The organism is Paracoccus wurundjeri (genome assembly GCF_030678915.1).
GTDB lineage: Bacteria > Pseudomonadota > Alphaproteobacteria > Rhodobacterales > Rhodobacteraceae > Paracoccus > Paracoccus onubensis_A.
Window position 1 is genome coordinate 1 of record NZ_JAUUTZ010000004.1, and the last position, 14,025, is coordinate 14,025.

The following is a 14,025-nucleotide window of genomic DNA, read 5'->3' on the forward strand; positions in this document are numbered from 1 at the left end:
AGGACGACCAGTTCGTCGTCTTGTATTTCGTCGAGGTCCAATTGCTCATGCCCAAAGGTATCACGCTGGATTCACAAGATGAATCCCGTCAACCTTTTGCGCAACAAAGCCTCGTCATTCCATCCCCCTCGGTATCCGCTGCGATGTCCTCGATCGTCATCATCGTCGTCCCGATTGAAACGGCGATGATGAAGTCCATGACGCCGGCCATCATCATCATCGTCATGATACCCGCGAGGATAATGACTAAAGCCATATCCGCGATCGAATTGTGAAACCGTATTCAGGATATAGCGCAAGCTTCGTATATCATCATCCGCTACGGCCGGCGCCGCAAGTGTCGCGGCAAGGGCTGCGACCGACATTCCGAAAATGGTTCTTCGTTTCATCCGTTTCTTCCTTTCCCATGCGACCCGCGATTGCGCGCCTCGGAAGGGATACGGTCGAACGCTCTTCTTATTCCCGGTCTGGGGAAAAAATCATCTGCCGAACGGACGACGCCCAAGCAGGTGCAGCAGCAAGCGGCGCCCCTGCCGAAGTATAGGATAGATATGGCCAGCCGTCTGTGGCGAACGGAGCAATCGGGTGGGCAGGTCTGGTTTGCCGGTCAATTCAGCAAGCATCCGCAACGCAGCCGCACCATGATGGATTTGGCCATCACAGCGCAGGATCATGCCTTCGTCCAGATCATAGCCCATGGCGACCAGTTCCTCTATGCGTGGATCGGCTAACCTGGCATCGATCAGTTCTACCGAATCGACACGCAGACGCAGCCGTGACATCCGTACCAGGGACGAGCAAAGAGGGCATTGCCCGTCATAGACGATCTGGACATGCCCGATTCCCATCCGTCCCTCCTTTTTTGAACTGTCAAGGAATACGTAGGATGCCCGCCCGTATTCCGGTAGATCGGGATTGTTGGAAAGATTAAAACCATGTTGCCTGCAAAGGATACCGCCACGCTCATGCCTCGAATAAGCGCGATACTGTCACGTCCGGTTTCCGCGCAGTCGTTGGCGATGTTTCGCATCTTTCTGGGGGCACTGCTGGTCTGGGATTGCTGGCGGTTTTTTAAATATGATCGTATCTGGCGCTACTGGGTCGAGCCGGATTTTCACTTCACCTATACCGGATTCGACTGGGTCGTGCCGTTACCAGAACCCTGGATCCATATTGCATGGGGCATGATGGGGAGTGCTGCGTTTTGCGTGATGCTGGGGCTGTTCTACCGCGTGTCCGTGATCATGCTGACAATCGGGTTCGGCTATTTCTTCCTTCTCGACAAAGCGGAATATCTGAATCATTTTTATCTCGTCCTGCTGTTCCTGATTTTGATGTGTTTTTTACCGGCACAGCGCATGCTGTCGCTGGACACATGGTTGTTTCCGAGCCAGCGTCGCGAACATATTCCCTATGTCACGGTTTTCCTCATCCGTGCACAGACGGAAATCATGCTGCTTTTCGCGGGGATCGTGAAACTGACGCCGGACTGGCTTGCGGGCGAGCCGCTTGGGCTTTGGTTGCGCGATCAAGCCGATCTGCATCCGCTGGGCTTTCTCTTTCACTATGATTGGGTAATCATTACCGGGACATGGGGCACGGTTGCGCTGCATCTGATCGGCGCGCCGTTGTTACTGTGGAACAAGACGCGACTATGGGTATTTGGCGCCTATGGCATTTTTCACATCGCCAATGCGGGATTCTTCAATATTGGCATCTTTCCCTGGCTGACCATAGCCGCAACGACGATCTTCTTTGCCCCGGATTGGCCCCAACGCTTTGCGCGATACCTGCTGAGCCGTTTCGAGCAGCTGCCAGAGTTGCCGCTTGCGGCTCGGACGGCGGGGCGCCCGATTCCCCGGTTTGCTCTGCTTGCTCTTGCGGGCTGGCTGGTCATCCAGATCGTTTTGCCCATGCGGGCCTGGTTCATCCCTTCCGAGGTCCGCTGGAGCGGGGATGGCCATCGCTTTTCCTGGCGTATGCGCATTTACGATCGGCAGGCCACGGGCGTGTTCATCGTCCGCGCCGAGGGGCAGGAATGGGTGGTGGACCCAGCGGGTTATCTGACCGAACGGCAGGCAGGGAAGATGCTTGTGCGTCCCGACATGATCCTCCAATTCGCACATCATCTCGGAACTGTCTGGCGCGAGGCCGGATATGACGAGCTGTCCGTTCACGCCAAGATCCAAAAATCGCTTAACGGCCGCGAGCCACAATATTTCGTCGATCCGGCGGTTGATCTTCTTTCGGCCCCGGTCGCCATGTTCTCGGCCGATCCGTGGATCGTGCCACTTGACGAACAGATTCGCGGCGTCTGGGAAAATTGAAGCTCCGGGTCTGATGCCGTGGCTTCACGATAGCTGGGCTTTCCGGAGGCATGGTTTTCGGAAAAGGAAATCGGGCGATCCATTTACGAATGATTGAAATCCTCGATGATCGAACGATCTCCGATCACATACGGACATTGTCTCCGACTTCCCGGGCGGGTTCCTGAATATCCCTCCAGCTATCGAAACGTGCTCAGTTACTGGGGCTTATCTGATCGTCACCAGGTTCGAAATCGATGATCTGATCGGTCTCGCCAATGAAGGCGAAACGATCAATGCCTGCGGTCCGTTGAGGCGATTGGCCGAGTCAGTACCATAGAGTATTGCCATTTTTTGCGAATCCTTACGATAAAAGATTTCCTTGCCCGAACATTTTCAGCATGGTGTGCTGCCGCATGGTTCAAGGATTCCCGGCACCCATTTGGGGGAATCAGCACAGGTTGACGCCAGAAGGCAGAAGCAGCCTATCCGGCGCCAATTCCGGTCGCAGGAGTCCGGCAGCTATCGGGTGGTGTCAGCAAGCCGTGGCCAAAGATATTGTCATGCCCTTGGCTACCCAGATCACGCGCCCGTACCACAAGCTGTTCGCGAACAGCTGCTGCGGTCAGATCCGGCCTGCTTTGCAACAGCAATGCCGCCGCTGCCGTCACGAAAGGCGCCGCATAGGAGGTGCCGGTCTTGGTGCGCGCACCGCTGATCGAAGCCGCAGTCCACACATTCACACCCGGGGCGGCCAGATCGATATGCTCGCCGCGATTTGCCCGACGATAGACCTGCCCACGCCGATCCACAGCGGTCACGGCGATGACAGGATCATACGCGGCGGGATAAGCGGGCTTGGCCGAAGGACCATAATTCCCGGCCGCTGCCACGAGCACGATATTGTCGGCTGCCATCCGGGTAATCTGAGATCTGAGCGTTGCGTTCGGCGGACCAGCCAGGGACAGATTCACGATTCTCACGTTCTGCCGGGACAGATAATCAAGTGCCTGAATCAGCGCGAAAGCATCCGTGCGCTCATCTTCCTGAACTTTCTGGAAGGCATCGACCGCGACAAGCTGTGCTTGCGGGATCAATCCCGGCGAGCGGCTGTCGGTATCGCCGACCAGCAAGGACGCTACTGCCGTACCGTGCAACAGCCCGGATGCTTCGGTCGGATCGCTTGCGGCGATTCGATGTACATGAATATCCGCATCCGAAAGTGCCGGATGTTCGGAATTCAGCCCCGTATCGACCATCCCGATAACGGGCAAGGAACCGCAGCCGGAATGCGTGGCCGGCCATGCGATGACCTGCCGCGCGAGACAATCGATGCCGTGGCAGGATTCGGCCTGCTCGCTACGGTAGTAATGGTTGAAATCCGCGCTTTCAGACGAATCCAGTTCCCGGGCGATCTGCCTTGCCTGCTGCATGGTCATTTCCCTGGGCTTGCGCATACGCATAAGGGACTGGCCGGATGACAGTTCGTGTCGCGCCAGTAGCGCAAATCCCTGCTGTTCGAGAACATCCAGTTCCTCGTCAGTCAGCCCGCGCACCAGGATCTCTTCAGGCGCGCGCCGAGGCAGTGGGGCGATCGCAGGCGCCGGGACCCGGCGGCGAATGACCCGTCCATCGTCGTCGTCATCATCCGTGATCGCGGGACGGCGAGCACGACGGGGGCCGTCATCATCGTCATCGTCTTCGTCATCCGCCAGCGCCATTCGGACCAGCCCCGGACCATCTGGACCAAGCTGGGGTTGTACGCAGAATGCCACCATAAAGATGACAGTCATGTAAAGGATTCGTGACATTGCAGCGCCTTTCGAGGTCTCGTTTCTGGACATTTACGGCCGACCCTTCCAATTATTCCGTCAGTTCAGGGAAAATAACAGGGCAGAGGAGAATCTATGGACGCCGCGTTCGGCGAAACGCTGATCGGATTGCTGCCGAATCTGCGCCGCTACGCCATTTCGCTGTCACGCCGGGCCGATGTCGCCGATGATCTGGTGCAGATCACGGTCGAACGTGCCCTGGTCAACCATGCCAGCTATGATTCGGGCATGCGGCTCGAACCGTGGCTGTTTCGTATCCTTCGCAATGCCTATATCGACATGACCCGGCGAAACCGGACGCAAGGCACCCAGCTCGATGTGTTTGAAATGCCCGATATCGTTTCCACCGATGGCGCAGCGACGGTGGAAGCGCGCCTGATGCTGCACTCTGCGCTGGACGCGATGGAAACCCTGCCGGTCGAGCAAAGGGATATCCTGCATCTCGTATGCATCGAGGAACTGAGTTATGCCGAAACAGCGGAAGTATTGGGTATACCCAAGGGAACGGTCATGAGCCGGTTGGCTCGGGCGCGGATGGCCCTTTCAGAAAAGCTGGGAATAAAATGACTGTCGGACCGTAAGTTGAAGACGATATCTACTCAAGCTGTTCGAGGCGTGCATGCAGATCGATGACGAAACACTAATGGCCTTTGCCGATGGTGAACTTGATCCGGCGACAACCACCCGGGTTGCGGCGACAATTGATGCCGATCCGGATTTGCAAGCCCGGCTGCGACTGTTTTCCGAAAGTCGGAACCGCTTGCAGGCTGAAGCGCAGGATGCGTTTGCACAATCCTCGGCACAGGATGCCCAGCTGATCGCCAGGATTCGGGCGGCATCCGTTGTCCCGGCCAATACCGCCGCAGCCACGTCCGGCGCCGTCGATATATCTGCTGCGACGCCCGGAAACATCAATCGTCGTCCCCTGGCGGCAATTGCCGCGGCTTTGGCCCTGGCCCTGATCGGCGGCGGGTTGTGGTGGCAACTGGGCGATTCCGCCGGCTCCGCTAGACTGGACGCTGCGCAGGTCGCGGCGTTGGACAATCTGCCATCGGGAGAGGCGCAGGCGCTGGATGAACAGACTACCCTTACCATGGTCGCGTCATATCGGAATGGCAAAGACGAATTGTGCCGGGAATTCGAAACACATAACGCCACTGGTATGGAGATCATCGTTGCCTGCCGTGATCGGAATGACTGGTCACCACGCTTCGCAATGGATGTCGAAGCTGCCACCGACGGCTATGTGCCAGCTGCGGGCGAGCTTGAGGAATTGGACGCCTTTCTTGCCAATACCCAAGCTGGCGCCCCTCTGACGCCGGAAGAAGAGGCTGCGGCCTTAGCCGAATGACATTCGGCGTTCGCGGCATGGCAAGCGCGGATGAATATCTTCCAAACACAACCCGGTCACTCGGGCGGTGAAAACATTCCATATGGATGTTATTCTTGTGGTCTTCCAATATATTTATTTAAAGAGATTATTTCTTTGATGTAAGGGAATATCCAATCCGAAGGCCCGTATTCAGATTGCGAGACATAGGCGTTCTTGTAAATGGATATGGAGATTGAAATGATAATATCTAAGCGGTGGGCAGTAATCCTGTCATTCATCCTGTTTCCCGCGATATCACAAGCAAATACGCAATCCGGATTGCCAAAAATAACCCAATTGCTTCTGGATAAATCCGAGCGGACACTTCACCTTCTGAACGGCAAGAAATCCGTCAGGTCATATAAGGTTGACCTTGGCCCGAACCCTTCCAGACATAAGCAATTTCAGGGGGACGGGCGTACGCCAGAGGGCGTATATTACATTACTCACAAAAATCCGAATTCCCGCTTCTTTTTGTCGCTTGGAATTTCTTACCCGAATGCACGGGACCGTGCTTTTGCGCGTGCACATGGCAAGAGCCCGGGTGGAGACATATTTATCCATGGGCAAGGGTCCGCTACACGAAACCCGCCAAAGGACTGGACACGAGGCTGCGCGGCGGTGCGTGACGATGATATGGTGGAAATCTATAATCTCGTCGAACCCGGAACCCTGATTTATATCAAACCATGAAATGCTTTCCGAGCATTGTGTTCCGCCTTATTTTTTTGGGGCGTCGCCCCATACAAATGCTTCAGTTGGAAGAGTCTGCTGATGGAAAATATATGGTTGTCGAATGCCGAAGTAAATAACCGCAATTCCATGATGGCCCCGGTATATGGAACTACGGATGTTTCTGAGAGCATTTCATTCATTTAAACGCCGCTGCTTGTAAAAAATAGCCGCCAGTATGGCTCATTGCGGCGGAACTGCTCTATTCCAGAAAAACCGGTTCTGCTTGCGAAACCTGGGTCAAAGGTAACAATCGGTACCGCGTCGCTTGATCCGGAGCGAAGAATTCTGCCCATTCTGCTGATTCCGGAATAATGCGTGATTTCAAGCGTAAACCTGTGACTGCAACAGGAGATCGTCATGAATGCGCTACATATTCTTGCCCCAAGCCTTCCGAAAGCCCGCCCGGCAATCCTGATCATAACGGTATTGACAGTGATCTGGACGGGATATGCATTACCCGGCCAGTTGTCACCCGATGGCCGTTTGACCCTGGTTGCGATGGCATTGGCAATGCTGGGATGGATCGGTACCCGATTGCCGGAAGCGGTTGTTGCACTGACGATAATATTGGGACTGGTATTGTGCGGCGTGCTGACGGAGGAACAACTGTTTGCCGCGCTTGGAAATGAGCTGGTCTGGCTGCTACTTGCCGCATTCGTGATCGCAGCGGTTTTGAAGGATGCGGAGCTGACGGAGCGCCTGATCGCTCCGTTGCTGTATCGTCCAATTCGGTTTGATGCTCTGGCTTTTGGCTTGACCGTCGCGATCGCACTGACTGCCTTTGCGCTTCCCTCGACATCAGGGCGAGCCGCCTTGTTGATGCCGGTTTTTCTGGGTCTGGCGTCAATCATGCCGAACAGATCACTGATCAGGCCCTTGGCACTCATCTTTCCCACCGTCATCTTGCTGTCGGCGGGCGGATCGCTGATTGGAGCCGGTGCTCATTTACTGGCCGCCGAAAGTATCCGCGCAACGACCGGCATGCAGATCGGGTATCTGGACTGGGCCTTGATCGGATTACCCTTCTCATTGTTGGCCAGCTTCGTAGGCACCGGTTTGATCCTGTGGCTGTTTACCCCGGCCGATCTGCGGAAGCTCCGGATCACTGCCGTCCGAGCGCCCTCGATAGCCCCGGAACTTGTGACTCGTCAGCGTCGCATTAGCATGGTTCTGCTGGTGGTAATGCTGCTATGGCTGACCTCGGGTTGGCACGGAACCAGTATGGCGACAGTTGCCTTGACCGGCGCTCTTATCTTGCTGACACGCCCATTCACACCGCGAAAAACAAAAGACATGTTCCGGGCCGTCGATGTCGAGTTGCTGCTTTACATGGCTGCCACGGTGCTGCTCGCAAGATCGATGAACCTGACAGGGGCGGATCAATGGCTGGCGGATCAGGCGCTTGGACTGCTTCCCGCGCGACTGGCGGGCAGCCTGCCGGTTATCGTGATCATGCTGTCTATTATCTCTGTATCGGCACATCTGTTCATTACCTCGCGCTCGGCGCGGGCAGCTGTGCTGATTCCGGCGATCGCCCTGCCTCTGGCCGAGTTGGGGCATGACGCGACCCTGTTGATCCTGGTCGCGGTCATGGGCACGGGATTTTGCCAGACGATGACGGCTTCGGCGAAACCGGTGGCAATATTCGCCAATACCGAGATCCCGACCTTCAAGCAGCGCGATCTGTTCAGGCTCGCTCTTCCATTGATGCCGATGATTGTGGCGATGTTGATCGGTTTTGCCCTACTGATCTGGCCAGCGCAATTGGCGTTATTGCAGGAAGAACAGATTGGCGCGGATATCGCGATGGTCATGCCGGATTGAAGCAACCGCATTGAAACATGGGGTCGACCGGGGTCACCATCATGGAAATGAAAAAAATGTCATGAATCAGGAATAACGCCCGCTTTGAAGCGTAGACGGATCAGAAATCAGGAAAGGATTGAAATAATGTCACTCTCCGTATTGATCGCACCTTCGGGGTTCAAGGAATCTCTGTCCGTCAATGATGTCGTGTTGGCTATCGCAGATGGCGTGACGCGAGCGATGCCGGATGCCACGATCTTGTCTGCCCCAATGGTCGATGGTGGTGAGGGAACCACTGAAGCATTGATCCTGGCAACCGGTGGCAAGTTACACCACACTGTTGTCACCGGACCTGTAGGCAGGCCGGTCGATAGTTTCTGGGGTGAGCTTGGCGGCAATGGCCCGCGTACCGCGGTGATCGAAATGGCCGCTGCAGCGGGCCTTTCGCTGGTACCACAAGATCAGCGCAATCCCATGCTCACCACCAGTCGTGGTGTGGGTGAACTGATGCTTGAGGCGCTGGATCACGGGGTCGAGCGTATCCTTATCGGGTGCGGTGACAGCGGCATCAACGATGGTGGCGCGGGCATGGCCTGCGCCCTCGGCGCGCGATTGCTGGATCGGAATGGATGTGATTTGCCCGATGGCGGCGGCGCTTTGGGTCAGTTGGCGAGACTGGACATATCCGGCCTGGATCCACGGCTGAAGAGGACGCGGATCGACGCAGCTGTAAACTGGCACAACATGCTGCTTGGCGCCAAAGGTGTCGCGCGTGTCTTTGGTCCCCAAAAAGGAGCCACGCCCGAGCAGGTTCGGGAATTGGAACGTGGTCTCGTGAATTGGTCAAAATATCTGCTAACAACAACAGGTTGCGATGTCGCGACAGCACCGGGCGCCGGGGCTTCCGGAGGTCTCGGAGCCGGATTGATCGCATGTGCGGGCGCCCGCCTGCATCCCCGGTTCGATATCATGCGGCAATATCTGGATTTCGACCGCTTGCTTGACAAAGCCGATCTCGTCATTACCGCAGAAGGCTCGCTGGACGGGCAGAGTCCCTATGGCAAGGTTCCCTGCGAAGTTGCACGCCGAGCCGCTGCGAAAGGTATCCCGACCATCGCCTTGGCGGGCACGATCGGGAAAGGGGCGCAACATACATTCGACCATGGCATCTCGGCTTTCGCGTCGATCGTCAAGCGCCCCTGCACTCTGGAAGATGCGATCCGCAAAGGTGAAAAATTACTGCGCCGCGCGGCGGAAGATGCAATCAGAATGTTGCAAGTCGGCCAGAAACTGGCGTTGCGGTAGTCCCGATATATGCATGCAATCCGGGCTGATCTGTAAATAGGTCATGGAAGTATAATCACTGGGTAAAGCCGCTATTCTGCCTACCAGTTTTTGACAGCCGCAAGCCGGAGTTTTTGGCCTTGGTCACGGCGGCGGGCCGGCGGCGCCGCCAGGAAAGTGCAGTGCGCTTGGGGCATTGATCCGGGTTTGAATGCCTGATGAGTGACAAGTTTATCCAGTGTTTCGGGTAAGTCATGCGCCTTCAAATAATCCCGGCTTGCGACAAGCTTTCCCTGGCTCATCCCGAAGCGCTTCTCGATAAGGTTGAAGACCTGAGGGCAGGCCTTCCTGATCGCGCAATCGAAACCTCTGACGGTTCTAGGACGAGGGTGCGGAGCTTCACGAACCTTGGCAGTCCTTGTGAGGCCATGATACGATCTCACCGGCTGTGACCGGGCTAGCTTGTATGCCCATTGCACGATTTTGTACTTACTGCGGCCGGGCGGACGTTGACCGACTGCAGGGGAAGGCTGGCTAGCCGGCGGACTCTCACGTGATGACCGGCACCGATATTATGCAGTATGGGGGCGATTTCATTCGATCGCTGCATGTTGTCCTTGATCAACTGGATACTTGACCGAGGACAACGACATCCACCTTGAAAAACGGAGTATACCTGTTCCTGACTGGGGCACCTATCGAAACAGGCGGTCCGCACGGCTGACGCACAAAGTTTGCGATCATTTTCCGGCTGACATCCTGCACGGACGCGGCAGTGCAGGTTCAATTTTGCGCTTCCGAGGAACGCATTACAGTGGGTATGCAGAAATACTTGAATTTCTGTATACAAGAATTCAGAAAAATGATACCGCTCATCCCGGAGGAGAATCCAGTCTATGGGAGGAATGTCATGAAACTGTTCCAGCTCGCATTCGCTGCGACCGCAATTTTTGCGCCTTTTGCAGTACAGGCTGAGGACTATCCCAGCCGCGACACCACTTTAGTCGTGCAAAGCTCTGCCGGCGGCGGTAGCGATATATTTGCCCGCACGATCGCGAGCCAACTTAGCGAGCTCGACATCGTGGACCGTCAACTGCTCGTCGAAAATCGCCCCGGTGGCTCTGGCAGTGTTGCCTATACCTACACGGCCGGACAGGCGGGCAATCCTTATGTGTTGCAGACCATCGCCTCAAGTTTTTTCACCACCCCGCTACTTGGCCAGAGTCCTGTCGGACCGGATGATTTTACGCCAATTGCTGTGATTGCAATCGATCCCTATGTGCTCGCGGTGGGCGCGAACAGCGAATACGAAACGCTGGAAGAGCTTGTTGCCGCGGGTTCGATCAGTGCTGGCACCACCGGTGTTGTCAATGATCAGACGATCCTGGCCGCGCTGCTCGATGAGGCAAGCGGGCTCAAAATCCGTTCGGTTCCTTTCGATGGTTCGGGCGAAGAGATGAGTGCCGTTCTTGGCGGTCATATCGATGCGATCTTTGGCAATCCCTCTGAGATCTTGCAGCAGATCGAAGCAGGTGATCTGCGTGCCCTCGCGGTGTCTACCGATAAGCGGCTGGATTCTCTTCCCGATGTGCCGAGTTTCACCGAACTTGGATATGATATCGCGCATAGTCAGATCCGGGCTATTGTGATGCCAAAGGATGTACCTGACGTTGCGGTTTCCTACTGGACTGACGCATTCGAGCAACTCGCCAATTCGGAACTGTGGCACACAAAATATCTAGAGCCCAACAATATAGAGGCAGCGTTCATCGCTGGTGACGATCTCAAGGCCTTGTTCGATGAGACTACGGTCAGTTTCGAAAGCCAGATGCAGAAAGCCGGGCTTATCCAGTAACTCGCGCCGCGAGATTATTGCGCGAGTCCAGAACGCAACTCAACTATATGGGGAAGATCCGTGAAAATCGAAATATCGATGCTTGATGTCGTTGCTTCGGCATTAATTTTGCTTTTCGGTCTCTATGTGCTGGTTCAGGCTTGGCAGTTCGGAATCACCAGCGAGACAGGCCCCGGTTCAGGAACCTTCCCGCTTGTGGCGGGGACCTTCATTACCATTTTTTCGGTACTGAACCTGACACGAAGTATTCGAACCCATTCGACAAAAAAGTCTGTGGATCCAACCGATTCAGAGCTTGACGCCCCAGCTATACATGCGGGTGAGCTTGGCAAGGTCGTCATTATCGTGACGCTGATCGCTATCTACCTGGCGCTTTTTCCGATACTGGGCGCATTTTTACACCTGCCGCTCCTCATGATTGCTGTCAGTCTCGTCATTCACTGGCGGACCGATCTGCGGTGGCTTGTCACGATCGCCGCGATTTCGGTGCTTTTCACCATCGCCTGCTACTACATCTTCGAAATTTTCCTTCGGGTTCTGCTTCCCGAAGGTCCTTTTGGATTCTGATTCCGCGAGAGCTCAATGGAAATCTTCGATCTTCTCTTGTCCGGCCTTGGTTCTGCATTAACGATGCAGAACCTTTTGGCGACTTTTGTCGGCGTGCTATTGGGGCTTTTTGTTGGCGCATTGCCGGCGCTTGGTCCGGCAGCAGGTGTTGCCATCATGTTGCCGGCCATCGTCAATCTTGATCCCACCGTCGCTATAGCGGGCCTTGCCGGAGTTTATTATGGGGCGATGTATGGCGGCGCCGTCACGTCGATTCTGATCGGTGTGCCGGGTGATTCCGCAGCCATGATGACCACGTTGGACGGTTACCCCATGGCCAAGAAGGGCGAAGCGGGGCGCGCACTTGGCATGGCAGTTTACGCAAGTTTCACCGGAGGCATCATCAGCCTGTTGCTGATGACTTTCCTGGCGGCTTGGATTGCGCGTGCGGCACTCGCCTTTGGTCCCGCAGAGATGACGGCACTGATTGTGCTCGCGCTCTGTCTCGTAACCGTCCTGGGAGGTGAGGATGCCTACAAGGGCTTCATAGGGCTTGGTCTTGGATTATGGGTCGGAATGGTTGGTCTTGATCCGATTTCGGGTACGCCACGCTTTACATTTCAGTCGATCCATCTGCTGGAAGGTATAGATTTCACGATCGTGGTTGTTGGCCTGTACGGGCTGGGCCAGATGTTCGCTGCACTCGGCAATACTGCAAGTTCCCGGCGCGAGAAGGCAGAATATTCCGTGGCGAGTCTTTTCCCGCACTTTGCGGATTTCCTGCACTGTAAATGGACATTGCTTTCAAGTGCACTGATCGGTTTCTTCGTCGGCATCCTGCCAGGAGCAGGTGCGACAGCGGCAACGGTTTTTGCATATGCGACCGCCAAACGTAGCTCCAAATCGCCTGAAAAGTTCGGTAAAGGTGCCATTGAAGGTGTTGCTGCGCCGGAAGCGGCTAACAATGCTGCCTCCTATTCGGCGATGATACCGCTATTCACATTGGGTATCCCTGGCTCCGGCACCACAGCGGTGATGCTGGGTGGCCTTCTGATGCTCGGGTTGGAACCGGGGCCGCGTCTGTTTGCGCAGCAGCCCGAATTCATCTGGACGCTGTTCGGGACCTTTTATGTTGGGAATGTGGTGCTCGTCTTCCTCACACTTCTGCTGATCCCCCTGCTTGCCGCTTTGGTGTTCGTTCGCATCTCGGTGCTATTCCCGGTCGTGGTCGCAGTGGTGATCTTTGGTATCTACTCGGTCAGCTACAACGTTGCGGATGTCATGATCTGCCTCGCTTTCGGCCTTGCGGGTTATCTGTTCCAGAAACTCGAATACCCGGTGCTGCCAATCCTTTTGGGCGTGATCCTTGGCCCGCTGCTTGAACGTTCGATCAGACGCAGTCTCATCATCAGCGAGGGTGATCTTTCGGTATTCTGGCACAGTACGATTGCTTCTGTCGTGCTGGTCGTCGCAGTGTTGCTCATTATCTGGGCTATCGTTGCGCCGCTGATCCGACATAATAAAAAGGTATCCCCGCATGCTTGATCCATCGACCTACACACGTGCGCGCGGCGGGACTATCGGAGACTCCGTTTCGGCATGGGCTTTCGAAGAGCTTTCTCGCCGCATCGTCGAGGGTGAGCTTGCTCCGTGTGAAAAAATCACGGAGGAAAGCCTCGTTCGTGATCTGGGGATCAGCCGGACTCCTCTTCGCGAAGCAATCAAGCAACTCGAGGAGCTTGGGTTGATCGAGCGGCAGCGCAATCGCACCCTGCGGGTTGCGCCGTTGCAAAGCACGGAACTGATCGAACTCGTCCGCCTGCGCGAACATATCGAAGGACTCGCCGCGTATGAGGTTGCAAAGCTGGTCGCCGAAGGCGCCGTGGAAACCGAAAAGCTCTGGGCCGTCATCGAGACAATTGAAAATGCCGAAATCCGGCTGGAGGGATCGGCGCGCATAGATCGGATCTTCGCTCTTGGGACAGAGTTTCATGCTGAACTGGTCGAACTGTCGGGCATGCGGCGCGTCGTGCGGATTCATGGCGGTCTGCAACTGGCGCTCGCCCGTTACCGTTTGGTGAATGCTCGCGATCAGCGTCGCCTCAACCATCGGTCTGCCGAACACAGGGCAATTCTCGAGGCAGTAGAAAGCGGCAATCCCGAAAAGGCCGAGACTGCCATGCGTGCCCATATTCGCGAGGGTCTGCGTGCCTATACTACCAATCCCGACGATGGAACGCACGCGTAGAATTTCAATGTGCTTTTCAACTAACCTGAAGGAGGCAAAGG

Annotated in this window: 13 protein-coding genes; 11 read left to right on the top strand and 2 right to left on the bottom strand. The window is 55.8% G+C overall.

The genetic code is table 11. The features are described 5' to 3' along the window. Window positions 1–275, top strand: a 275-nt coding sequence (locus tag Q0601_RS05340; protein ID WP_305287900.1) for a hypothetical protein, incomplete at its 5' end; no start/stop codon positions are given. Window positions 276–479: 204 nt separating this feature from the next. Here Q0601_RS05340 and Q0601_RS05345 read toward each other — a convergent pair. After that, window positions 480–848, bottom strand: coding sequence for a DCC1-like thiol-disulfide oxidoreductase family protein (locus Q0601_RS05345; protein WP_305287902.1), 369 nt, complete (start codon window positions 846–848; stop codon window positions 480–482). Window positions 849–965: 117 nt separating this feature from the next. Here Q0601_RS05345 and Q0601_RS05350 point away from each other — a divergent pair, with 117 nt between their 5' ends. Beyond that, complete coding sequence (locus Q0601_RS05350) at window positions 966–2,327, top strand: HTTM domain-containing protein (RefSeq protein WP_305287904.1); 1,362 nt, start codon at window positions 966–968, stop codon at window positions 2,325–2,327. A gap of 464 nt (window positions 2,328–2,791) precedes the next feature. Here Q0601_RS05350 and Q0601_RS05355 read toward each other — a convergent pair whose 3' ends face one another. Further along, complete coding sequence (locus Q0601_RS05355; RefSeq protein WP_305287906.1) at window positions 2,792–4,099, bottom strand: S8 family serine peptidase; 1,308 nt, start codon at window positions 4,097–4,099, stop codon at window positions 2,792–2,794. A 114-nt stretch (window positions 4,100–4,213) separates the two neighbouring features. Between Q0601_RS05355 and Q0601_RS05360 the strand changes: the two genes are divergently transcribed. The 9 genes from Q0601_RS05360 (at window position 4,214) to Q0601_RS05400 (ending at window position 13,984) form a co-directional block, all read left to right on the top strand. Further along, window positions 4,214–4,705 (top strand): sigma-70 family RNA polymerase sigma factor, encoded by a 492-nt coding sequence (locus Q0601_RS05360; protein WP_305287908.1) that lies wholly within the window; start codon window positions 4,214–4,216, stop codon window positions 4,703–4,705. A gap of 52 nt (window positions 4,706–4,757) precedes the next feature. Next, window positions 4,758–5,489, top strand: a complete 732-nt coding sequence (locus Q0601_RS05365; RefSeq protein ID WP_305287911.1) for an anti-sigma factor family protein — start codon at window positions 4,758–4,760, stop codon at window positions 5,487–5,489. A 201-nt stretch (window positions 5,490–5,690) separates the two neighbouring features. Next, complete coding sequence (locus tag Q0601_RS05370) at window positions 5,691–6,203, top strand: L,D-transpeptidase family protein (protein WP_305287913.1); 513 nt, start codon at window positions 5,691–5,693, stop codon at window positions 6,201–6,203. A 399-nt stretch (window positions 6,204–6,602) separates the two neighbouring features. Beyond that, the gene (locus Q0601_RS05375) at window positions 6,603–8,069 is read left to right on the top strand and encodes an SLC13 family permease (protein WP_305287915.1); all 1,467 of its coding nucleotides are present in this window, start codon (window positions 6,603–6,605) and stop codon (window positions 8,067–8,069) included. Window positions 8,070–8,195: 126 nt separating this feature from the next. After that, window positions 8,196–9,356 carry a glycerate kinase family protein gene (locus Q0601_RS05380; RefSeq protein WP_305287917.1) on the top strand — a complete coding sequence of 387 codons (1,161 nt, stop codon included), beginning with the start codon at window positions 8,196–8,198 and terminating at the stop codon, window positions 9,354–9,356. An 889-nt stretch (window positions 9,357–10,245) separates the two neighbouring features. Further along, a complete protein-coding gene (locus Q0601_RS05385) occupies window positions 10,246–11,190 on the top strand; it encodes a Bug family tripartite tricarboxylate transporter substrate binding protein (protein WP_305287920.1) in 945 nt (314 codons plus the stop codon). 60 nt (window positions 11,191–11,250) lie between these two features. Then, window positions 11,251–11,757 (top strand): tripartite tricarboxylate transporter TctB family protein, encoded by a 507-nt coding sequence (locus Q0601_RS05390; RefSeq protein WP_305287922.1) that lies wholly within the window; start codon window positions 11,251–11,253, stop codon window positions 11,755–11,757. Window positions 11,758–11,772: 15 nt separating this feature from the next. Continuing rightward, window positions 11,773–13,281 (top strand): tripartite tricarboxylate transporter permease, encoded by a 1,509-nt coding sequence (locus Q0601_RS05395; protein ID WP_305287924.1) that lies wholly within the window; start codon window positions 11,773–11,775, stop codon window positions 13,279–13,281. Further along, window positions 13,274–13,984 (top strand): GntR family transcriptional regulator, encoded by a 711-nt coding sequence (locus Q0601_RS05400; RefSeq protein WP_305287926.1) that lies wholly within the window; start codon window positions 13,274–13,276, stop codon window positions 13,982–13,984. Before Q0601_RS05395 ends, Q0601_RS05400 begins: the two co-directional genes overlap by 8 nt. The last annotated feature ends 41 nt before the right edge of the window (window positions 13,985–14,025 follow it).

Excerpts from the sequence above, each read along its gene's own strand:
- Q0601_RS05365 (WP_305287911.1), top strand. The coding sequence starts at position 4,758 with ATGCAGATCGATGACGAAACACTAATGGCCTTTGCCGATGGTGAACTT.
- Q0601_RS05375 (WP_305287915.1), top strand. The coding sequence starts at position 6,603 with ATGAATGCGCTACATATTCTTGCCCCAAGCCTTCCGAAAGCCCGCCCG.
- Q0601_RS05400 (WP_305287926.1), top strand. The coding sequence starts at position 13,274 with ATGCTTGATCCATCGACCTACACACGTGCGCGCGGCGGGACTATCGGA.
- Q0601_RS05345 (WP_305287902.1), bottom strand. The coding sequence starts at position 848 with ATGGGAATCGGGCATGTCCAGATCGTCTATGACGGGCAATGCCCTCTT.
- Q0601_RS05350 (WP_305287904.1), top strand. The coding sequence starts at position 966 with ATGCCTCGAATAAGCGCGATACTGTCACGTCCGGTTTCCGCGCAGTCG.
- Q0601_RS05385 (WP_305287920.1), top strand. The coding sequence starts at position 10,246 with ATGAAACTGTTCCAGCTCGCATTCGCTGCGACCGCAATTTTTGCGCCT.
- Q0601_RS05380 (WP_305287917.1), top strand. The coding sequence starts at position 8,196 with ATGTCACTCTCCGTATTGATCGCACCTTCGGGGTTCAAGGAATCTCTG.
- Q0601_RS05360 (WP_305287908.1), top strand. The coding sequence starts at position 4,214 with ATGGACGCCGCGTTCGGCGAAACGCTGATCGGATTGCTGCCGAATCTG.
- Q0601_RS05355 (WP_305287906.1), bottom strand. The coding sequence starts at position 4,099 with ATGACTGTCATCTTTATGGTGGCATTCTGCGTACAACCCCAGCTTGGT.
- Q0601_RS05395 (WP_305287924.1), top strand. The coding sequence starts at position 11,773 with ATGGAAATCTTCGATCTTCTCTTGTCCGGCCTTGGTTCTGCATTAACG.
- Q0601_RS05370 (WP_305287913.1), top strand. The coding sequence starts at position 5,691 with ATGGATATGGAGATTGAAATGATAATATCTAAGCGGTGGGCAGTAATC.